General features: G+C 60.1%; 20 protein-coding genes. 12 read left to right on the forward strand and 8 right to left on the reverse strand.

Translation table 11 applies throughout. The features are described 5' to 3' along the window. The first annotated feature begins 62 nt into the window (after positions 1-62). From KSP9073_RS15500 to mgtE, 10 genes are all read left to right on the forward strand, one after another. Positions 63-632, forward strand: a complete 570-nt coding sequence (locus tag KSP9073_RS15500; protein ID WP_207771498.1) for a KdsC family phosphatase — start codon at positions 63-65, stop codon at positions 630-632. Positions 633-663: 31 nt separating this feature from the next. After that, positions 664-1,254, forward strand: coding sequence for an LPS export ABC transporter periplasmic protein LptC (lptC, locus tag KSP9073_RS15505; protein WP_108843997.1), 591 nt, complete (start codon positions 664-666; stop codon positions 1,252-1,254). A gap of 59 nt (positions 1,255-1,313) precedes the next feature. Next, positions 1,314-1,871, forward strand: a complete 558-nt coding sequence (lptA, locus tag KSP9073_RS15510) for a lipopolysaccharide transport periplasmic protein LptA (RefSeq protein ID WP_108843855.1) — start codon at positions 1,314-1,316, stop codon at positions 1,869-1,871. Further along, positions 1,868-2,593, forward strand: coding sequence for an LPS export ABC transporter ATP-binding protein (gene lptB / locus KSP9073_RS15515; RefSeq protein WP_108843856.1), 726 nt, complete (start codon positions 1,868-1,870; stop codon positions 2,591-2,593). Before lptA ends, lptB begins: the two co-directional genes overlap by 4 nt. Before the next feature lie 119 nt (positions 2,594-2,712). Continuing rightward, on the forward strand, positions 2,713-4,131 hold the full coding sequence (locus tag KSP9073_RS15520) for an RNA polymerase factor sigma-54 (protein ID WP_108843857.1): 1,419 nt from the start codon (positions 2,713-2,715) through the stop codon (positions 4,129-4,131). A gap of 167 nt (positions 4,132-4,298) precedes the next feature. Continuing rightward, entirely contained in the window at positions 4,299-4,610 is a 312-nt protein-coding gene (gene hpf, locus KSP9073_RS15525; RefSeq protein ID WP_090135316.1) for a ribosome hibernation-promoting factor, HPF/YfiA family, read from the forward strand. 3 nt (positions 4,611-4,613) lie between these two features. Beyond that, positions 4,614-5,087: a PTS IIA-like nitrogen regulatory protein PtsN gene (gene ptsN / locus KSP9073_RS15530; protein ID WP_086623137.1), complete on the forward strand. Its 474-nt coding sequence runs from the start codon at positions 4,614-4,616 to the stop codon at positions 5,085-5,087. A gap of 11 nt (positions 5,088-5,098) precedes the next feature. Continuing rightward, positions 5,099-5,995 carry an RNase adapter RapZ gene (rapZ, locus tag KSP9073_RS15535; protein WP_108843998.1) on the forward strand — a complete coding sequence of 299 codons (897 nt, stop codon included), beginning with the start codon at positions 5,099-5,101 and terminating at the stop codon, positions 5,993-5,995. Beyond that, positions 5,982-6,251 (forward strand): HPr family phosphocarrier protein, encoded by a 270-nt coding sequence (locus KSP9073_RS15540; protein ID WP_108843858.1) that lies wholly within the window; start codon positions 5,982-5,984, stop codon positions 6,249-6,251. Before rapZ ends, KSP9073_RS15540 begins: the two co-directional genes overlap by 14 nt. 82 nt (positions 6,252-6,333) lie before the next feature. Further along, positions 6,334-7,686 (forward strand): magnesium transporter, encoded by a 1,353-nt coding sequence (gene mgtE / locus KSP9073_RS15545; RefSeq protein WP_108843859.1) that lies wholly within the window; start codon positions 6,334-6,336, stop codon positions 7,684-7,686. Between the two features lie 55 nt (positions 7,687-7,741). Here the strand turns inward: mgtE and pmbA are convergent, their stop codons facing one another. Further along, positions 7,742-9,079, reverse strand: coding sequence for a metalloprotease PmbA (gene pmbA / locus KSP9073_RS15550; protein WP_108843860.1), 1,338 nt, complete (start codon positions 9,077-9,079; stop codon positions 7,742-7,744). An 88-nt stretch (positions 9,080-9,167) separates the two neighbouring features. On the opposite strand from pmbA, the gene yjgA reads away from it, so the two are divergent. Then, complete coding sequence (gene yjgA, locus KSP9073_RS15555; RefSeq protein ID WP_108843861.1) at positions 9,168-9,734, forward strand: ribosome biogenesis factor YjgA; 567 nt, start codon at positions 9,168-9,170, stop codon at positions 9,732-9,734. Between the two features lie 21 nt (positions 9,735-9,755). Here the strand turns inward: yjgA and tldD are convergent, their stop codons facing one another. The 7 genes from tldD to KSP9073_RS15590 all read right to left on the reverse strand — a co-directional run bounded on the left by tldD (position 9,756) and on the right by KSP9073_RS15590 (position 19,733). Further along, entirely contained in the window at positions 9,756-11,219 is a 1,464-nt protein-coding gene (tldD, locus tag KSP9073_RS15560) for a metalloprotease TldD (protein WP_108843862.1), read from the reverse strand. Continuing rightward, positions 11,219-15,094 (reverse strand): YhdP family phospholipid transporter, encoded by a 3,876-nt coding sequence (locus KSP9073_RS15565; RefSeq protein WP_108843863.1) that lies wholly within the window; start codon positions 15,092-15,094, stop codon positions 11,219-11,221. Before KSP9073_RS15565 ends, tldD begins: the two co-directional genes overlap by 1 nt. Before the next feature lie 2 nt (positions 15,095-15,096). After that, complete coding sequence (gene rng, locus KSP9073_RS15570) at positions 15,097-16,557, reverse strand: ribonuclease G (RefSeq protein ID WP_108843864.1); 1,461 nt, start codon at positions 16,555-16,557, stop codon at positions 15,097-15,099. Next, positions 16,547-17,167 carry a Maf family protein gene (locus tag KSP9073_RS15575; protein ID WP_108843999.1) on the reverse strand — a complete coding sequence of 207 codons (621 nt, stop codon included), beginning with the start codon at positions 17,165-17,167 and terminating at the stop codon, positions 16,547-16,549. Before KSP9073_RS15575 ends, rng begins: the two co-directional genes overlap by 11 nt. Before the next feature lie 84 nt (positions 17,168-17,251). Then, positions 17,252-17,728, reverse strand: coding sequence for a rod shape-determining protein MreD (gene mreD, locus KSP9073_RS15580; RefSeq protein WP_108843865.1), 477 nt, complete (start codon positions 17,726-17,728; stop codon positions 17,252-17,254). Further along, entirely contained in the window at positions 17,725-18,699 is a 975-nt protein-coding gene (gene mreC / locus KSP9073_RS15585) for a rod shape-determining protein MreC (RefSeq protein ID WP_341476572.1), read from the reverse strand. Before mreC ends, mreD begins: the two co-directional genes overlap by 4 nt. Beyond that, a complete protein-coding gene (locus tag KSP9073_RS15590; RefSeq protein ID WP_086623148.1) occupies positions 18,696-19,733 on the reverse strand; it encodes a rod shape-determining protein in 1,038 nt (345 codons plus the stop codon). Before KSP9073_RS15590 ends, mreC begins: the two co-directional genes overlap by 4 nt. A gap of 223 nt (positions 19,734-19,956) precedes the next feature. On the opposite strand from KSP9073_RS15590, the gene gatC reads away from it, so the two are divergent. After that, positions 19,957-20,244 carry an Asp-tRNA(Asn)/Glu-tRNA(Gln) amidotransferase subunit GatC gene (gene gatC, locus KSP9073_RS15595; RefSeq protein ID WP_108843867.1) on the forward strand — a complete coding sequence of 96 codons (288 nt, stop codon included), beginning with the start codon at positions 19,957-19,959 and terminating at the stop codon, positions 20,242-20,244. Positions 20,245-20,319 lie beyond the last annotated feature (75 nt).

Here is a 20,319-nt window from a genome sequence, read left to right on the forward strand (position 1 = left end):
CACTACTGCCCGATCGAACCCGGGTCGCTGGTCGCCATGCCGGAGAACTGACACAAAACGCCATGACACGATCTGATGACACAATCTCTGCACTGACAATCCCTGCACTGGACGAACGCGCCCGCCCCATCCGTCTTTTGGCGCTGGACGTTGACGGCGTTTTAACGGATGGCCGGCTTCGCTACGCCTCACAGCCCGAGGATGATGGCGACAAGGTGTTTCATGTTCGTGACGGGCTCGGCCTGAAGCTGCTTATGCAGGCAGGCATCGATATTGCCCTGATCACGGGCAGGGTCTCGCCTGCCGTTGACCGACGCGCGCAGGAACTGGGTATTGCCCATGTCATCCAAGGGCGTGACGACAAGCGCGTCGTACTCGGGGCACTGATGGCAGAGCTGAATCTCGAGCCCGCAGAAGTGTGCTACTGCGGCGACGATCTGCCCGACCTCGGCGCCATTTTGCATGCAGGCCTGGGCGTGACGGTAGCGGATGCACCGGACTATATTCGTCAGCGTGCCGACCTGGTGACCAAAACGCCCGGCGGGCACGGCGCAGTACGTGAACTCTGTGAATGGCTCCTTAACGCGAAAGGCCTCTGGCAGGATATCATTGCTGCTCATGAGCGGCCCTGAGGCTGCACCGCTTACCCGACAGGACGTGCATATGGCTTTTCGAGACAGACTTCCTTCCGGACGGACACGGGCACGTCTTGGCATTTTGATTCTGGTACTGGCTCTGGGGGGCGTGCTGACACTGATCGATCAACGCAATGCCCTGATGGCACCGGGCCCTGCTCCGGACAGCTCCCAGGGCGCCCCCGATTATTATCTCGAAGGCGTGACCTATACCCGCTTTGATGAGCAGGGCCAAAGGGCCCAGACCATGGAAAGCCCGCGCGTGTCTCACACGCCTGAAGATGATGTGACCCGCGCCGTCACCCCGCACTTCACCCTGCTGGGCGATGACGGCAATCAATGGACAGCCTATGGTGCGCGCGCCGTGCTCGGGCCCGATGCCAACACGTTCGTGCTGGCCGGCAAGGCCGTACTGCGTCAACCGGCGGATGGGTGGCAACTTGAAACGGATGTGCTGCATTATGATCTACCGTCGAAGCACGCCTGGAGCGACAGTGACGCTGTGTTCACTCAAAACGAGCAGCGTACCCGCGGTGACCGCTTTAACGGCTGGGTCGATGAAGATCGCATGACGCTTGAGGGCAATGTGCAGGGATTTCATCCGCCCATTCGCCAGTAATCGCGGCCTTTTCACCCATGGCCGCCTTTTTCACACATGAATGACGACAAGGATCTCCCATGACGCGCCCTCTGCTGCTGTGTACCTCTGCCCTGCTGCTGGCAATGCTCGGCCAGCAGGCGATGGCTCTGGAAAGCGATCGCCAGAAACCCATCAATATCGGCGCCGATGAACTCAACATCGATAACCGCGCCGGCACCGCCGTGTATACCGGCACGGTCGAAGTCGATCAGGGCACCATGAAGCTGCGCTCCAGTCGGGTCGAGCTCAAGCGCGCCCAGAGCGGTGCCCTCTCGAGTTTGACCGCCAGGGGCGGCAGTGATGGGCGCGCCTACATTGAACAGCAGCCGGCGCCCAGCGACCCGCTGGCCAAGGGCTGGGGCAACACCATCATCTATCATGCCGGAGAGCGGCGCGTTGAGCTGATCGGCAACGCCGAGCTGCATCAAAATGGCGACACCTTTAACGGCGGCTACGTGGAGTATTTCCTCGACTCCCGTCAGGTCAACGCCCGTGGCGGCCAGAGCGCTCAGCACAAGAGCACTTCCGGCAACTCCGACGGCCGTGTGCGCATGCAGCTTACTCCCGAAGATCAACAGGGTGGCAGCAACCAATGAAAACCCTTCACGCAGCCCATCTAGCCAAAAGCTTCAAGGGGCGCCGTGTCGTTCAGGACATCAGCCTGTCGATCAGGCAAGGGGAGATCGTGGGGCTGCTCGGCCCCAACGGGGCCGGCAAGACCACCTCGTTTTACATGATCGTTGGGCTGATTCAGGCCGATGCCGGCCACGTGGCCATTGATGATCTCGACCTGAGCCGTCGTCCGATGCACCAGCGCGCCCATGCCGGCATCAGCTATCTGCCTCAGGAAGCGTCCATCTTTCGCAAGCTTTCCGTGGCCGACAACATCATGGCCATTCTTGAAACCCGCAAGGACATGGACCGTCACCAGCGTCGCGAACGGCTGGACCAGCTGCTTGAAGAGTTCAGCATCAGCCATATTCGGGACAACATGGGCATGAGTCTTTCGGGTGGTGAACGACGCCGCGTCGAGATCGCCCGGGCGCTGGCCATCGAACCGGCCTTTATTCTGCTCGACGAACCCTTTGCCGGCGTCGATCCCATTTCGGTCGGCGAGATCAAGGGCATTATCCGCCAGCTGCGTACCCGCGGTATCGGTGTATTGATAACCGACCACAACGTGCGTGAGACGCTGGATATCTGTGATAACGCCTATATCGTCGGCAGCGGCCTGATCATTGCAGAAGGAGATGCCAACGCTGTCCTGAACAACCAGCATGTGCGCGACGTCTATCTGGGTCACGAATTTCGCCTTTGACCCCGATGGGTTATTAGCAAATGGCATGATAATTGCAGATTTCAGTGCCTTCAGCACTTGCAAGGTCGTCGCGGACTGGATAGCGTGACATCAAACGTTGGCGACCGGGCCTTGCGAACATGATGAAACCCGCCTTACAGCTGCGCACTGGCACGCATCTAACCATGACGCCTCAACTGCAGCAGGCCATCCACCTGCTGCAGCTGTCCACGCTTGATTTACAGCAGGAACTCCAGATGGCGCTGGAGAGCAACCCGCTGCTGGACACCGAGGAAGAGCACACCGTTGAGCAGCCGGAAACGCCGCTGTCTCAGGACGAATGGTCCAACGATATTCCCGAAGAATTGCCGCTGGATGTCCGCTGGGAGGATCTCTACACCAACGGCAGCAGCGCTGCTGGTATCGGTAGCGATGACAGCTTCAACATCGAGCACAACGCCCTGGCCGTCGATCTGACATCACATCTTCGTGCACAGATTCTGCTGATGGACATGGACCCGCGCGAACACCTGATCACCGATACCCTGCTGGATGCCCTCGAACCCAGCGGCTATCTGGGATCAGGACTTGAGGACCTGGGCAAGGGCCTTCGCCAGCAGGGCCTGGGTGACCTGCGCCAGGCCGAGATGGAACGCATGTTGTCGCGACTTCAGCAGTGTGAACCGACCGGTGTCTTTGCGCGCGACCTGCGCGAATGCCTGCTGTTGCAGCTTGATCAGCTGCCGGAGGATATTCCCTGGCTTGCCCAGACACGCCGCATGATCCGTCAGTTTCTCGAACCGCTGGGGCAAAACGACCGACGCCTTCTCAAGCGACGTCTGAGCCTTGATGATGAAGCGCTTGATCAGGTCATTCACACCATTCGCTCGCTTAACCCGCGGCCGGGCCAGGCGTTTGAATCAGTAGATCAGCACCTTGTCACTCCGGATCTGGTGCTGCGCTATCACGGGCGACAGGGCTGGCAGGTCGAGCTCAATCAGGAGTCCCTGCCAAGGCTTCGCATCCAGCCCGACTATGCGGCACTGGTGCGCCGTGCCGACAAGAGCGAGGAAAACACCTTTCTCAAGCAGCACCTTCAGGAAGCACGCTGGCTGCTCAAGAGCCTGTCGAGTCGCAATGACACCCTCTTGCGGGTAGGACAGGAGATCATGACACGCCAGGCAGGCTTCATCGAGCACGGGGACGAGGCGCTCAAGCCCATGATTCTGGCCGATATTGCTCAGGCCGTGGACATGCATGAATCCACCATTTCCCGGGTTACCACACGCAAGTATATCCATACGCCTCGTGGCATCGTGGAGCTCAAGTATTTCTTCTCAAGCCACGTCGGCCAGGAAGGCGACGCCCATGCCAGCACGGCCATTCGCGCCCGAATCCGCAAGTTCATCGGCGATGAAGCGCCGCGACGCCCGCTCTCGGATGCCCGGTTGGTGCAGCTTCTGGCCGACAACGGCATCATGGTGGCCAGGCGCACCGTGGCAAAGTATCGTGAAGCCATGGGCATTCCCTCTTCCAGCGAGCGCAAACGTCTGGCATGAGCCATTGTGATACCAGGCCGCCGGAAAGCATTCGTGAAACATAACAACATGATTCAGGGTTTGCGCTGACGGGAAAAGCGTTACAATCTGAGAGTAGCCGGAGAGGCTTGCAGGTCCGGCAGTCCATACGGACTACCGGTTATCCGTTTCGATCCAGGGAGCATGCCATGCAGGTAAACATTACCGGGCACCACGTCGAACTGACCGATGCACTGCGCGAGCACGTCAATCAAAAGCTTGCCAAGCTGGAACGTCACTATGACAACATCACCAATGTTCAGGTGACGCTGTCCGTCGAAAAGGAGCGCCAGCAGGCCGCGGCCACGCTACATGCCGCAGGTGCCGAACTTCATGCTCAGGCCGAGCAGGAAGACCTTTATGTTGCCATCGATGCCTTGACCGAGAAGCTTGATCGACAGCTGCTCAAGCACAAGGAGAAAATACAGGCCCGCTCCCAGGGCAACGGCAAATACCTGTAACCCATGACACTTGACCAGATACTCCCCTCCGATCGAATCCTGTTTGATGTGGAAGGAGGCAGCAAGAAGCGCGTGCTGGAATTTTTCAGCGGGTTCATCTCACAAAACATTCCCAGTCTCGACAGCCAGGAAGTCTTTTCCCGTCTGATCAGCAGGGAGCGTCTGGGGAGTACCGGTGTGGGGAATGGCGTGGCCATTCCCCATGCTCGCAATTCGCACTGCCGCCAGCCATTGGCGGGATTCATGCGTCTTCAACAGGCCGTGGATTTCGATGCCATCGATGGCGAACCCGTCGATCTGCTTTTTGTGCTACTGGTGCCTGAAGCTGCCGAAGACACGCATCTTTCCCTGCTGGCGCAGATCGCCGAAGTCATGAACGCCGCCGAAACCCGGCATGCCCTGCGCAACGCCCATGATGAGCAGGAACTTCATGACATCCTGATGCAGGCCATCAGCCAACTTTCCACGCGAGTATAAGCAGCATGGCCATGGAACTTGTTATCGTCAGTGGACGCTCCGGTTCCGGTAAATCCATTGCGCTGCAGGCACTGGAAGATCAGGGCTTTTATGCCATCGACAATCTTCCGGCAATGCTTTTGTCTGCCCTGATCGACGAACTCGAAGCCGGTAGCCCGCATCGTAACCGCGTCGCGGTCAGCATCGATGCCCGTAACCTGCCCAGTGAGCTGGAGCGCTTCCCGGAACATCTGGAAGCGTTGTCTACCCGAGGCATCCATTGCCGGGTGGTCTATCTCACTGCAGACTCCCGCGTTTTGCTGGAACGCTACGCCGGTACCAGGCGGCGCCATCCGCTGACGCGCGAAACCCAGATGACGCTGGCCGAGGCCATTGAAGCCGAACATGTGTTTCTCTCGCCCATTCGTAATACCGCCGATCTGGTCATTGACACCTCCAGTCAGTCGGTACATGACCTGCGCCGTCGCATCGCCGAGCAGGTTGCCCGTCATGCCGTCAACGAACTGACGCTGACCTTTGAGTCCTTTGGCTTCAAGCGCGGCGTGCCGCTGGACGCCGATATGGTGTTCGATGTCCGCTGTCTGCCCAATCCCTACTGGGACCCGCGCTATCGTACCCAGACCGGACAGGACAGTGACGTGATCGCCTTTCTGGAAGCCCATGATGAAGTCAAGGCGATGTTTGATGATATCTGTCAGTGGCTGGAGCGCTGGATGCCGTCCTATCTGGCCAGCCACCGCAGCTATCTGACGGTCGCCATTGGCTGTACCGGTGGCCAGCATCGATCGGTTTATCTGACCGAGCAGCTTGGTGAGCATTTCGCCGGCCAGTTCCCGGCGGTGCGCATTCGCCACCGCGAACTGACCATTCAGCGCGCTGTCAGTGAGGCGGGTGATGCTTCAGCGTGAACTGACCCTGACCAATCGTCGCGGCCTGCATGCGCGGGCCGCAACACGTCTTGTACAGTGCTGTCAGCCCTTTGCCTCAAGCGTCACGATTTATCACGGGGACCGAAGTGCGGACGCGGCCAATATCATGTCGCTTTTGATGCTGGCCGCTCCCTGTACCAGCGTGGTGCAGGTGCAGGTAGAAGGCGAGGATGCCGAAGAAGCGCTGAACGCCATCGTGGCGCTTTTCGAGGCACGCTTTGACGAAGATCAGTAGATCCGTCAGGCATTCACAAACATTGTTCGACACTTTGCTAGAATACGGCTCTTGAATGGGCTGACACAGGAATGTCGCGACAATGAGCAATGACCATAAAGGACGTCAGCCTCGTCTGGAGCGACTTGAAAACGCCCTGGCGCAGCGGGAAATGGATCAGGTACGCCGCCTGCTCCGCCGCGGCCTGCCCCCTGCCGACATTGCCCAGCTGCTGGAATCCACGCCGCCACGCGAGCGCGACATTCTCTGGGAGCAGGTCGACAGTCACGCCAAGGGCGAGATTCTTCAATATCTCAATGATGACATTCAGACCGAGTTTCTAACCCGGATGGATGCGTCACAGCTGTTGATGGCCACCCAGCAGCTCGACAACGACGACGCCGCTGACCTGCTTCAGCGCCTGCCCCACGCTACGCTTGAAGACATCCTGTCGATGATGACGCCCTCCCGTCGGGCGCGCATCGAGGCGGTACTGTCCTATCCCGAGGATACGGCCGGCGGTCTGATGGACACCAACACCATCACGATTCGCCCGGACGTCACCCTGGATGTGGTTTTGCGCTATCTACGTCGACACCGGCGCCTGCCTGAATCCACCGATAACCTGCTGGTCGTGACGCGGCACAATGAGCTGATTGGCGTTTTGCCCATCAATCGGATTCTGGTCAGTGCCCCCGGCATCAGCGTACGTGAAATCATGGATACCGACGTGGTCACCCTTACCGCACTGATGCATGAAGATGAAGTGGCCAGCATCTTTGAGCGGCGGGATTTGATCTCGGCACCGGTAATCAGTGCCGACAATCGGCTGCTGGGCCGCATTACCATTGATGACGTGGTCGATGTCATTCGTGAAAACTCGGCGCGCACCATGATGAGCATGGCGGGTCTTGAGGATGAAGAGGACACCTTCGCCCCTGTATTGCGGACCAGTCGCCGGCGCGCCGTCTGGCTGGGCATCAATCTGATCGCTGCCACCATCGTCTCGATTGCCATCGGCTTTTTCGAGGATACCATTCAGCAGATTGCCGCCCTGGCCGTCCTGATGCCCATTGTTTCCAGCATGGGCGGGATCGCCGGCTCGCAGACCCTGACCGTCTTGATTCGCGGTCTGGCGCTGGGGCACGTCTCGGGTGCCAATGTTCGCTGGCTTGTCGTGCGTGAGCTGATGTCCGGCTCGCTTAACGGGGTGCTCTGGGCCGCGGTCGTGGCCGTCATGGCCGTGGCCCGTTTCCATGACATGACGCTGGGCATCATCATTGCCATGGCGATGGTCATCAACCTGCTGGTGGCCGCGCTGGCCGGCACCCTGATTCCGGTCATTCTGAAAAGGCTGTCGATCGACCCGGCCCTGTCCGGCGGTGTGCTGCTGACCACCATTACCGATGTCGTGGGCTTTGTGGCCTTTCTGGGTCTGGCCACGGCCATGTACTGACAAAACGACAGGGCCTTCAGGACATTACGGTACCCTGAAGGCCCTGGCTGTCTGATTATCCGGCAACCATCATGTCATCGATCAGCCAGCTGCCGGTATGCACGCTGCTGCGTCGGTCGATGTCATCACCCAGCCCCACGAGATTGCTGAACATGTCGCGAAGGTTGCCGGCAATGGTGAACTCTTCCACGGGCGCCACAATTTCACCCTTTTCAATGAGGAAACCGGCTGCCCCGCGGGAGTAGTCTCCGGTGACCGTATTGACGCCCTGTCCCATCAACTCGGTCACCATGACACCACGCTCGACGCTGCCCAGAAGCGCTTTTTCAGGCGTAAGCGCGGCCTGAAGGCGCACGTTGCGCGCCCCACCAGCGTTGCCGGTGGTGACCAGCCCCAGCCGCCGGGCGCTATAGCTCGAGAGCATCCAGCTGGCCAGCCGCCCGTCCACAATGAAGTCATTGTCACGGGTATAGACCCCCTCATCGTCATAGGCACTGCTGGCCATGGCACCATACTCGCGCGGACGCTCCCCAAGGCTCAGCCACTCGGGAAACAGGGACTCTCCCATCGCGTCGCACAAAAAGGAGGATTCGCGAAAAATGGCCCCCCCGGCAATGGCGTTGAGCAGATGTCCGATCAGCGAGCGCGCCATGTTCGGCGTAAAGATCACCGGCATTCTGCCGGTATCCATCGGTCTAGCACCCAGGCGCGCCATGGCCTGCTCGGCAGCGACGTGGCCTACCGTCTCGGGCTCTCGAAGACGAGTGGCATCGCAGTTGACGGTGTAGTCATGATCGCGTTGCATCCCGGCACCATCGCGGGCAATCATCATGCAAGACAGGGAGTGGTGGCTGGCGCGCGTCACCCCCATGAATCCATGACTGTTACCGTAGACGCTGACCCCTTCACTGGTTGAAAGCGATGCACCATCACTGCTGTCGATGCCTGGCACCGACAAACCACCCTGCTCACAGCGCCTGGCAAGCTCAATCGCGTCATCAGGTTCCAGCGCCCAGGGGTGATGAACCCCCATGTCAGGCAGATCCTGCGCCAGAAGCTCCGGGTCGGCCAGCCCGGCGGCCGGGTCCTCTGCCGTATAGCGGGCAATATCGATCGCACGCTTGATGGCGTCTGTCAGAGAGGCCTGTGAGGCGTCGCTGCTAGAGACACTGGCCCGGCGCCGGCCAAGATACAGCGTGACGCCGATGCCCTGATCACGTGCCATCTCCAGCGTCTCGACGCTGCCCTTTCGTACGTTGATTTCCATGCCCTGCTGGACACTGGCACCAATTTCACAGGCATCGGCGCCGGCGTTACGGGCGTACGCCAGTGCCTGCGTCACGGCTGCTTCCAGTGTCGCCTGCTGATCATCAATATCGAGTGTGCTCGCCATGGCGCTCTCCTGTCTGCCCTGGAGGGGGAACGAGCCTGATATACTCGTTCACCTTATTCATTTGTCCTTCGCTCGCCGGAGCCCTTGCATGTCGCCACGAAAAAATTCACGCGCCCCCTCGGTTGAGGAGACGTCGTCTGACACCGATAGCCAGCATGATGCGCTTCATCATGACAATGGCAGACCCAACAAGACCCGCCTGAAGCAGGAAGCGCAGGAGCTCAAGGAACTGGGCGAACAGATTATCGCCATGTCCGAGACAGAGCGTGCTCGCCTGCCGCTGTCCGATGATCTGCTGGCCGCCATTGATGAGACTCGTCGCATTACCTCACGTGAAGCGCGACGCCGTCACATGCAGTATGTCGGCAAGATCATGCGTCATGAATATCTCGACGAGATTCGTGCCGAATTCGACACCATGTCTCGCGAAAAGCGTCAGCGCGAGCTCGGCTTTCACCACCTTGAGCAGTGGCGCGACCGCCTGATCGAAGGCGACAACGACACCATCACGGCCTTTGTCAGCGAATACCCGGAGGTGGATCGCCAGACACTGGGACAACTGGTACGCAACGCCCGGGCAGAAAACGCCGCCGAGAAGCCACCGGCCAGTGCCCGCAAGCTCTTCCGCCTGATTCGCGATACTGCCGGGCTCTAGCGCCCGATCCGGTCGGCGGCTTTAACCGGCAGTGCCGCCGATCGTCATGGCATCAAGTTTCAGGGTGGGCTGTCCAACGCCTACCGGCACGGACTGCCCTTCCTTGCCGCACACCCCGACTCCGGTATCCAGCGCCAGATCATTGCCGATCATCGAGATACGCCCCATGGATTCCGGGCCGTTACCGATCAGCGTGGCGCCACGTACCGGGGTGGTAATCCTGCCCTTTTCGATCAAATAGGCCTCACTTGCCGAGAAAACAAAACGGCCCGAGGTAATATCGACCTGCCCGCCGCCAAAGCTTGCGGCGTAGATGCCGTGATCCACCGAGGCAACGATCTCTTCAGGATCATACGCGCCGGCGAGCATATAGGTATTGGTCATGCGAGGCATGGGTAGATGCGCGTAGGACTCGCGTCGTCCGTTGCCGGTCGGCGCCATGCCCATCAGCCGCGCATTGAGCCGGTCCTGCATGTAACCGGTCAGGATACCGTCTTCAATCAGCGGCGTGTACTGGCCGGGCGTGCCTTCATCGTCCACGCTCAGCGACCCACGGCCGTCTTCACAGGTGGCATCATCCACTACGGTCACGCCGCGGGCGGCCACCTGTTCTCCAATACGGCCGCTGAAGGCCGAGCTGCCGCGTCGATTGAAATCGCCCTCAAGGCCATGTCCTACCGCTTCATGCAGCAGCACGCCTGGCCAGCCGTTGCCCAGTACCACCGGCAGTTGTCCGGCCGGCGCATCGATGGCTTCCAGATTGACCAGCGCCTGACGAACGGCCTCTTTGGCATACTGCTCGGCGACGTCATCACGCACAAACCGTGTCAACGAGAAACGACCACCGCCACCGGCGCTGCCCCGTTCACGCCGACCATCGCGAGCAGCAATGACCGACACGTTAAAACGTACCAGCGGGCGCAGATCCACCGCCTGAGTGCCGTCACTGTTTTGCACCATGACGGCGTCATAGGAGGCGCTCAATGAGACGCTGACCCGGACCACGGCCGGGTCCGCTGCGCGTGCAATCCGGTCAGCGTGCTTGAGCATGGTCACCTTGTCGTCGGCGCCCAGCGAATCGAGCGGGTTATCACTGCCATAGCGCGGCACCACCGACACCGATGCATTGACGGCGACCGGCGGCGTGCGCTGACCGGCACGCACGATCAGTGACGCGGTTCGCGCCGTACTGGCGATGGCTTCACGGCTCAGCTGATTGGAGTAGGCAAAGCCGGTCTGCTCATGGTGCTGCGCACGAATGCCCAGCCCGCTGTCGATGCTGTAGGCAACATCCTTGACCTCACCATCTTCCAGCGCCCAGGACTCGCGCCAGCTGCGCTGTAAAAAGATATCGGCAAAATCGATACCCGGCCCCATGGCCTTTTCAAGCCCTTCATGAAGAGCAGCATCATCAAGCCCGTGTGCTTCAAGCAGTAGAGCACGGGCATCGTTCGATCGAGTGTCCGAAAGGGATGGCGTTGTCATCAGCGCGTATGCTCCAGCTTGACCTGTGGCGTCTCCCAGGGACCCGCCACGTGATAATGAACCTGCGACACCCGGTCGAACCAGGGCTCGAACAGCTTGTGTAATAAATAAAGCACACCGCCCACCTGAGGCGCGCCCACCAGTACGGCGGCCAGCGGCAGATTCTGGGTCACCGGCACGGTCACGCCCAGGTGGGCATCGAGCGTACGTGCCGGTATATCGACCTGTCCAGCCACTGAAAAATGGGTGGCAGAGCCGTCAAAGAGAACGGGCTCAACCGTGCGGACCACGCCATCATGCAGCGTTGTGCGAGCATTGACCGACTTGAAGGCAACCCCCGAGCGGGTCACATCCGAGAAATTGAGCTGAAGCCGTCGCACCAGGTTATCGAGGTTCAAAAGAGATACCAGATTCGCCCAGCGCGACTGTACGAAGGTCAATCGCCCGCTGCCCAGATCGGCATTGACGCTGCCATTGGCTTTTTCGACATCGAACTGCCAGGGCGCACCCGGCCAGGCCAGCTGCGTATCAAGTCTGCCGCTATCGGTCTGTAGTACGTTTTCAACTCCAAGCGATGCCATGGTCTTGCCCAGATCACCGGCTTTGGCTTCAAGGCGCAGGCGACTAAGGCTTGGAAGGCTGCCGGCCCGCTCCCATACCAGCTCTCCATTGGCATCCAGATCACTCATGCGAACCTGCAGGGGCGATATATCAATGCGCTTGTCATCGGAGTGCCAACGACCCGACAGCCCCCCCAGTGTCCGCCCATCGAGTCGGACCTGATCAATATCGAACTCGCCATCGCCGAGACTTGCCAGCCCTTCCGGATAGGCCGTCAGTGATTTGTCTGCAGCGCTCCCATCGGCCGTCTCGCTGCTGCGCTTGACCTCTGTCATCAGTGGCGTCAGATCCAGCCAGTCAATATGCACAATGACCGGCAGGTCAGGATTGTCGCGCCAGTCGGCGGTACCGTTCAAAAAGGAGCTGTCCACGCTGGCATGCCAGTCGTTACCACGAACCTGTCCCAGCCCGCGAGCGTCGCCCAGGCAGGTGACGCCAAACAGGACGCAGTCAGTATCCACCGAGATGCGCTCAATGGGCGAGATTTTCTGCGACGGCGCATCCGGGCGCCGACGGCGGCTGTTGTCATCGGCCGTGTCAGACAGCTGCGAAATCGCCAACTGCCAGGCCACCAGATCCAGCCGATCCGCATGCCAGTTGACCTGCCAGTGTTCCTGGTCGGGCCAGCCAATATTCTCGGGCGGCATCTGTTCGAGCCAGACCTGCCCCTGATGACTGTTATGACGCCAGCGAGCGCGCACCAGATCTCCGGCTCGCATCTCCCCGGCGCCGCTGCCGACATCAACGTCCAGCGTCAGCGGCAGGGTCGTTTCGGGTGATTTCTGAAACGGCTGAGGCAATTGCAGCGAGAGCCCCTTTAACGGGGTCTGAACGTGGATCTGCGCCCCGCCGTCGCCCAGCGCGATCTGCGCCGTATAGTCGATCGGGCCATGAACAATGGGAATAATGTTTTCAAGACCCAGCCAGCCGGCCACCCCTTCTGCGTAGCCATGACCGGAGATATCGATGCCGCCGTCCATCAGGTGTAGCTGGGCCCGAACCGGCCCTTCAAAGACCCGCGCATCCAGCGTGCCGGTAATGCTGCTTTGCTGACGTCGATAACCGTAATGGGCCTTGCCCTTCACATCGGTGACGGTCAGATCCGACTCTTTTGAGTACAGCGTGCCGCTGTCCAGTAGCGCATCACCGTTAATTGTGACCGCCTCCGGATCCGTGGTGGGCAGGGACACATTGACCGAACCGATCAGACTACCGCTCGTGCGCCAGGTATTAAGCGTCTCGCTCAGGGAGGGATCCTCGAGCGGCGCCTTTTGCAAAAGTGACAGCAGATTGCCGGCATCACCGGTCACCAGCGCCGAAAGCGTAAACTTCTGATCGTGAAGCGCCGCCTTTGCACCGCGTGAGACCATCCCCATTAGATTGGCATGGGTAATGTCGGCATCAAAATTGTTGCCGGCCATCGTGAAACGACCATCGAGCCCCGTGACCGGCGGCCAGCCTTTTTGCCAGGTCATGCTGACATTGCGCGCCTCGACCGACAGCTTGACCTTGTCTTCATCGGGTGCCCGGGGCTGGTCATCATTGAACAACAGCCGCAGCGCCACGTTGCCTTCGGGGATGTCGGCGCGATGAATGCGCTTGTCCAGCCAGATGCGCACTTCGGGGTCGTCGATGGCGTTGACGGGCAGCCACTCACGGGGGGTTTCGGTGGAAACATCGTTGAAGGCGACATTCATGTCAAAGCGTTCCGGCTTGCCCGGCGGCGCCGTCAAAGCAAAGTCACCCTGAGCATGGGCACCGCGATGTTCCAGTTTGATGTCGCGGCCACCAAAGTGAATCTCGCCATCATCGCCGACTTTAAAGGAAAGCTGTCCGCTGACATTTTCAAGCGCCCAGGGCGTTAAAAAGACTTTTGGCAGGTTCAACACGGTATGCGCCGCGCCAAACTGCATCCGAGCGTCCAGCCCTTGCGCCGTCAGCCAGCCATCGACCGGACCGAACCCGGGAATCTGCTGCACCGGCTGACCCGAAACGTCTCGAAGTGATACGCGTGTTTCAATGGGACCACCTGCCGTGCGGCGAATGGAAGCCCCTTCCACACGCCCTTTGAGCGCCATCCCGGAAAGCATCCGGCGACTTTCGCCATCCGGCAGCGGCACGAGATCCGAGATGGTCGTCACATCGTCAAGCATAAAAGGGGTGGTTATGACGCTGAAGTCGGAAAAGTTTTCCGAGGCCTCAAGACTGGCCGCCCTGGGCAGCAGGGTCAGCGCCTGACCGTCACGCGAGAGTCCGAGTTGTTCGATGCTGCCGTGCCAGCGCTTGTTCGCACCCTGTTCAAGGTTGGCTTCCAGCGTCATGTTATCAAGGGTAAAGGGCGCCCCATGATGACTGCCGGAGAGCTCCGCCACCCCCAGCGACAGCCGGGCCGAGGTCATGTCGCCCTTGTGCCAGCCCGCCCAGAGAGAGGCCTGCCCACGAGCGCTTTCGAAAGCGTAATTCGGCCAGAGTCCACGCCATAGATGAACCAGACGACGGGTCTGCTCGGCATCGGCCTTGAGCTGGAGTTCTCCGTTGAGAGACGAGAGGTCATCAAACCGGCCCGCCAGACCAAAGCCTTCCTTGTCAGCGTCTTCCCAGCGGGCCGAGGCTGCCAGCGTGTGCGAGCCATAGTTGGCGCCGCCAATGGCGAGCCGGTCAATCAAAAGCGAGGGATGCCTGGTGGGAATGCTGTCAGTGGGTGGATCACCTGCAGGGCGCTCGGGCTCAAGGGTATGGAAATTGATGCGACCGCCTTCAAGGTCAGCCGACTGGCGCACCAGTGTCTCGACCCAGCTCGTAAGACGTTCAGGCGTAATATCGATGGGCCCATCATCGTTATCTTCCGCTGAAGGTCCCCACCCCCATTGGCCCGGCGCGGTCTCATACAGATCGACCGTGGCGTTATCGGCATGAAGAGAGGACAGCGTCAGCGTCTGTCCGGCCAGCAGATCGAGCACATCAAGGTGCGCCTCGAGCGAACCCAGTGACACCAGTGAGCGCGTGCCCTTGTCACCGTTCAGGGCAAGATTGTTCAGCGCCACGACCAGATCGCGACCTTCCAGCTCGACACGCATGTCCTGCCAGCGCACATGATACTGCGCCGGCAGGTCCAGCCATTCGAGCACCTGCTGCTGAAGGGCCGGCTGATTGAGCACGCCCAGTCGTAGCGACGTGGTCACTACTGCCAGTAGCAGCATCATGATGGCCACCAGAGTCAGCAGCCAGCGCATCAGGATTCGCAGCGAAGACATGATCACATCAGTACGATGTCGTACTGCTCCTGACAATAGTGCTGTTCCACCTGAAAGCGGATGGCCTTGCCGATAAAGCTTTCCAGGTCCGCCACCGCCGTTGATTCCTCTTCATGCAGTCTGTCTACCACGCTCTGAGCGGCCATGACCAGATAGGTTTCCGGTGAATAGGCTCGCTCCTCGCGCATGATTTCGCGAAAGATCTCATAGCAGACCGTCTCCGGTGTCTTGAGGGTGCCGCGCCCCTTGCAGACGGGGCACGCCTCGCAGAGCACATGCTCCAGACTCTCCCGGGTGCGCTTGCGCGTCATCTGAACGAGCCCCAGTTCGGTTACCCCTGAAAGCCGGGTACGGGCATAATCGCGCTCGAGCGCCTTTTCCAGCACTCTGAGCACCTGACGCTGATGGTCACTGTCGAGCATATCGATGAAATCGATAATGATGATGCCGCCCAGGTTGCGCAGCCGAAGCTGTCGGGCAATCGCTGTGGCCGCCTCCAGATTGGTCTTGAAAATGGTCTCTTCAAGATTGCGATGCCCCACAAAAGCGCCGGTATTAACGTCAATGGTGGTCATGGCCTCGGTCTGATCAATGATCAGATACCCGCCGGACTTGAGATCGGCACGCCGCTCCAGTGCGCGCTGCAGCTCATCCTCGACCGAAAAGAGATCAAAAATGGGCCGCTCGCCCGGGTAATATTCGATGTGTGATTCCAGCGCTGGCATCAGCTCCCGGGCGAAATCACACAGGCGATCATGGTTTTCCCGCGAGTCGATCCGGATCCGCTCGATACCCTCGCGCATGACATCGCGAAGCGTGCGGGTCGGCAGCGCCAGGTCCTCATAGAGCACCGCCGGCGCCTTCGTTTCGCGTCGCGCCACTTCAATCTTGCGCCACAGCCTGAGCAGAAACTGCATGTCGGCGGCCAGCGATTGCTCATCGACCCCTTCAGCTGCCGTGCGAATGATAAAGCCGCCGACCAGCCCGTCGCGGATGCCGGCCTGGGCATTGACCATATCCCGAAGGCGCCCGCGCTCTGTCTCATCCTCGATGCGCTGTGAGACGCCGGTATACGCGGCCCCCGGCATATACACCAGATAACGCGAAGGGATGGAAAGCTGGGTGGTCAGCCGAGCACCCTTGGTCCCCATGGGGTCCTTGATGACCTGAACCACCAGCGCTTGCCCCTCATGCACCAGCGTTCGGATCGGCGCAGCTTCCTGTCCGGAATGGCCGGCCGGCATCAGTTCGTGGGCATGAATAAAGGCGGTGCGACTCTGGCCGATATCGACAAAGGCCGCCTGCATGCCCGGCAGGACACGCACAACCTTGCCCATATAGATATTGCTGACGATGCCGCGGCACTGGTCGCGCTCGATCCAGGCCTCCTGCAGCACGCCATTTTCAACCACGGCCACACGGGTTTCCATGGGCGTCATGTTGATCAGGATTTCACCGCTCACAACGCCCCTCCTGTTTGCCTTCCTGACCGACAAGCCACGGCGTCACGCCCTGCAGGGAGAGCAGCTGCGCCGTTTCACACAGCGGCAGACCGACAATGCCCGACCAACTCCCCTCGATGCGCGAGACAAACATTGCCCCGGCGCCCTGCAGTGCATAACCACCCGCCTTGTCGCGCCCTTCTCCACTGCCAACATAAGCGTTGATCTCGCTTTCTGCCATCAAGCGAAAATGAACATCGCTGATGACGCAGGCTTCCAGAAGCCCGGCCGGGCCCGTCACGGCCACGGCACTGATGACCTGATGCGAGCGTCCGGCCAGTCGGCGAAACCATGCCCGGGCCTGATCATCATTTTCCGGCTTGCCCAGAATCTGTCCATCCAGCGACAGGGCCGTATCCCCGCCCAGTACGGGCAGTGACGTGGCAAGCACCTGCTGGCCGGCAAGTGCCTTTTCACGGGCCAGACGCACCACATAGTCCAGGGCCGGCTCATCAGAACGCGGCGTTTCATCCAGATCTACCGGACAGGCACGCGCTGACACGCCGATGGTCGACAGCAGTTCAAGGCGCCTGGGGGACGCCGAGGCAAGGATCAGATCAGGCGATGGCATGCGTATGGAGTATCCGAAAAAGGAGGCTGCAAGGGCGTCCTGATTCACCGAACCGCAACGATTCCGGTAACAGCGAACGGAGAATCAAAAGGAAGCAAAGCGTCGGCGTACGACCTGCATCAGGGTAAACAGCCAGGGCCATAGTATGCCACCCAGAAGCGCTGCGTAGACAAACTCGAGATGCAGGGGTGAGCTCAGAAGAATGGCCCGCAGCCACTGTTCGAACAGCTGCATCAGGGCCAGCACGATCGTAACCAGCATGGCCTGTCGCCAAAGGGCATAAATCCGCATGCGCTGATACAGCAGCAGCGTCAAAAAGGCGATGGTGGCATACAGCAGGGCATTTTCTCCCAGCGGCGTTCCCTGCAGCAAATCAATCAGCATACCGATCAAAAAGCCGTGGAAAACGCCCACGCGATACGGCGTGATGATGCACCAGTAGATTAACACCAGACCGACCCAGTTGGGTCGCCACAGCAGCCACTCTTCAGGCAGTGGCATGACCTGCAAAATAAGGGCGCACAGAAAGGACAGTGGAATGACTGCCGAATAGCCTCTCATTGGCGCGCCTCCTGACGACCCGGACGCACCACCTGAAGGGCCGCATCCACGGCTTCCTGACTCAACTGATGACTTTTGGGCTTGAGCCGGTCATGGGTAAACAGCAGTAGAAAATTGCGGCTGCGATCAAGCTGAGCGATGGGGCGCACTTCCACGCTGGCAAAGGGCGTGCCCGCGTTGCGCATGATACGACTGACGCGTGCCACCGGATAGCCCTCGGGAAAACGACCGGTCAGTCCCGAGGTGACCAGCAGGTCCCCTTCGCGGATGTCGGTATTGTTGGGCACATTGTCCAGCGTCAGGCGACCGGGCTGGCCGGCGCCGCGAGCAATGAAGCGCAGGCCGTTGCGATTGATCTGGACGGGCACCGAATGGCTGGCATCGGTAATCAGGAGCACGCGGCTCGAGTAGCGCGACACCGAAATGATCTGACCGACCAGGCCTGCCGAATCCACCACGGGCTGGCCGCTGTACACTCCGCTTTGCTGACCACGGTCGATGATCATCTGCTGCAGAAAGGGGTCATTGTCCAGCGTCAGAAGCCCGGCCGTAATCCAGGGAATCTCCTGGCGCGGCGTCGCCTTTAAAAGCTCACGCAGCCGAACGTTGTCCTCGGAAAGACTGGCCATGCGCTGGACGCGCTGTGACAGGGTCAAAAGCCGCTCGCGAAGGCGGCGATTTTCATTGACCAGCCGGGTCTGATCGCTCAATGCAAGCGAGGCCAGACTCAGGCCACGGGCAGGCAGACTGACGATCCATTGAACGGGCGCGACAACGGTTGAAATCTGGGCACGGACATCTTCCATCCAGCTCATGCGCTGATCGGCAAACATCAGAAAAGACGCCAGAATGACGCACAGGATCATTCGGTAGCCGGGAATGGGACCGTGCGAAAAAAGCGGTTTGATAGGCCTTCCTCCCGCGAACCATATGCAGCCGGCACAAGGTGCGCCGGCTGCCGCTGACTTCAGTCGGTAGACAGCAGTTCGAAGGTGTGCTGATCGATCATTTCAAGCGCCTTGCCACCGCCGCGCGCCACACAGGTCAGCGGGTCTTCGGCGATGATGACCGGCAGACCGGTCTCTTCGGCAATCAGCTTGTCGATATCACGCAGGAGACCGCCACCGCCGGTAATGACCAGGCCGCGATCGGCAATATCAGAGGCCAGCTCGGGCGGCGACTGCTCCAGCGCGCTCTTGACCACGGCCACGATCGAGGCAAGCGGCTCCTGCAGGGCGTCAAGAATCTCGTTGGAGTTCAGGGTAAAGCTGCGCGGAACGCCTTCAGCGAGGTTACGCCCCCGGACATCGATTTCACGCAATTCACCGCCGGGCCAGGCACAACCGATCTCTTCCTTGATGCGCTCGGCCGTGGCCTCGCCGATCAGGCTGCCGTAATGGCGACGCACATAGGCCGTGATGGCTTCGTCAAATCGGTCACCGCCCACACGCACGGATTCGGAATAGACCACGCCGGACAGCGAAATGATGGCGATCTCGGTCGTACCACCACCGATATCGACCACCATTGAACCGGTCGCCTCTTCGACCGGCAGGCCGGCACCAATGGCAGCCGCCATCGGCTCCTCGATCAGAAAGACTTCACGGGCGCCCGCCCCTTCGGCAGACTCCTTGATGGCACGGCGCTCGACCTGCGTTGACATGCAGGGAACACACACCAGCACGCGAGGGCTGGGCGTCAAGAAGGTGCTTTGATGCACCTTTCGAATAAAATATTGCAGCATCTGTTCGGTGACGGTGAAGTCGGCGATGACGCCGTCCTTCATCGGACGAATGGCCGTGATGTTGCCGGGCGTACGCCCCAGCATCCGTTTGGCATCAAGGCCAACAGCGGCCACGCTTCTCATGCTGCCGGACTGGCGAATGGCCACGACCGAGGGTTCATCAAGCACGATACCGCGACCACGTACATAAATCAGTGTGTTGGCCGTTCCCAGATCGATCGACAGATCACTGGAAAACAACCCCCGTAAACGTTTAAACATGAAAGTCTTTCACCTGGGCCAGACCGGAACTTGTGCGGATGCAAACGGTATCATCGCCGTCATGATGCGGCAAGCAGCCCGCCTGCCATGCTGTCGCTGCTTATGATACCTTCTTCCCACAATGTGGCCTCCCTTCTTTTTGTTGGTTTTATGCAGCCCGCTCGGAAGTCGGACGTCCACGCTTTTGCAATTTCACCCTGCATTGTTCAAAGGTAGAACCGCCATGGCTATTGAACACGCCAATGTTCTGCGCGCAGCGCATCTGGCCCGTCTGGGCGTGAGTGATGCCCAGGCGGAACGTTATGTCGATGATCTGTCTCGCATTCTCGAGATGGTAGACCGACTTTCCGAGATCGATACCGAGGGCGTGGCACCGCTGTCTCACCCGCTGGATGCCACCCAGCCCCTGCGCGCCGATGAAGCGATCGAAGTCGACCGCCGCGAGACCTTTCAGAGCATCGCCCCTGCCACGGCAGACGGCCTTTATCTGGTGCCGCGCGTGGTCGAGTGATCGGCCTCACATCGCCTGACCAGTTCGAGATGCGACAGAACAGAGACACTGCCCCGACATGGGCAGCCAAGGAGT

Origin of the sequence: Kushneria phyllosphaerae (assembly GCF_900312995.1) — a bacterium.
GTDB lineage: Bacteria > Pseudomonadota > Gammaproteobacteria > Pseudomonadales > Halomonadaceae > Kushneria > Kushneria phyllosphaerae.

Bases quoted from the DNA above. Each gene is read 5' to 3' on its own strand.
- KSP9073_RS15500 (WP_207771498.1), top strand. From the start codon at position 63: ATGACACGATCTGATGACACAATCTCTGCACTGACAATCCCTGCACTG.
- lptC (WP_108843997.1), top strand. From the start codon at position 664: ATGGCTTTTCGAGACAGACTTCCTTCCGGACGGACACGGGCACGTCTT.
- lptA (WP_108843855.1), top strand. From the start codon at position 1,314: ATGACGCGCCCTCTGCTGCTGTGTACCTCTGCCCTGCTGCTGGCAATG.
- lptB (WP_108843856.1), top strand. From the start codon at position 1,868: ATGAAAACCCTTCACGCAGCCCATCTAGCCAAAAGCTTCAAGGGGCGC.
- KSP9073_RS15520 (WP_108843857.1), top strand. From the start codon at position 2,713: ATGATGAAACCCGCCTTACAGCTGCGCACTGGCACGCATCTAACCATG.
- hpf (WP_090135316.1), top strand. From the start codon at position 4,299: ATGCAGGTAAACATTACCGGGCACCACGTCGAACTGACCGATGCACTG.
- ptsN (WP_086623137.1), top strand. From the start codon at position 4,614: ATGACACTTGACCAGATACTCCCCTCCGATCGAATCCTGTTTGATGTG.
- rapZ (WP_108843998.1), top strand. From the start codon at position 5,099: ATGGAACTTGTTATCGTCAGTGGACGCTCCGGTTCCGGTAAATCCATT.
- KSP9073_RS15540 (WP_108843858.1), top strand. From the start codon at position 5,982: ATGCTTCAGCGTGAACTGACCCTGACCAATCGTCGCGGCCTGCATGCG.
- mgtE (WP_108843859.1), top strand. From the start codon at position 6,334: ATGAGCAATGACCATAAAGGACGTCAGCCTCGTCTGGAGCGACTTGAA.
- pmbA (WP_108843860.1), bottom strand. From the start codon at position 9,079: ATGGCGAGCACACTCGATATTGATGATCAGCAGGCGACACTGGAAGCA.
- yjgA (WP_108843861.1), top strand. From the start codon at position 9,168: ATGTCGCCACGAAAAAATTCACGCGCCCCCTCGGTTGAGGAGACGTCG.
- tldD (WP_108843862.1), bottom strand. From the start codon at position 11,219: ATGACAACGCCATCCCTTTCGGACACTCGATCGAACGATGCCCGTGCT.
- KSP9073_RS15565 (WP_108843863.1), bottom strand. From the start codon at position 15,094: ATGTCTTCGCTGCGAATCCTGATGCGCTGGCTGCTGACTCTGGTGGCC.
- KSP9073_RS15575 (WP_108843999.1), bottom strand. From the start codon at position 17,167: ATGCCATCGCCTGATCTGATCCTTGCCTCGGCGTCCCCCAGGCGCCTT.
- mreD (WP_108843865.1), bottom strand. From the start codon at position 17,728: ATGAGAGGCTATTCGGCAGTCATTCCACTGTCCTTTCTGTGCGCCCTT.
- KSP9073_RS15590 (WP_086623148.1), bottom strand. From the start codon at position 19,733: ATGTTTAAACGTTTACGGGGGTTGTTTTCCAGTGATCTGTCGATCGAT.
- gatC (WP_108843867.1), top strand. From the start codon at position 19,957: ATGGCTATTGAACACGCCAATGTTCTGCGCGCAGCGCATCTGGCCCGT.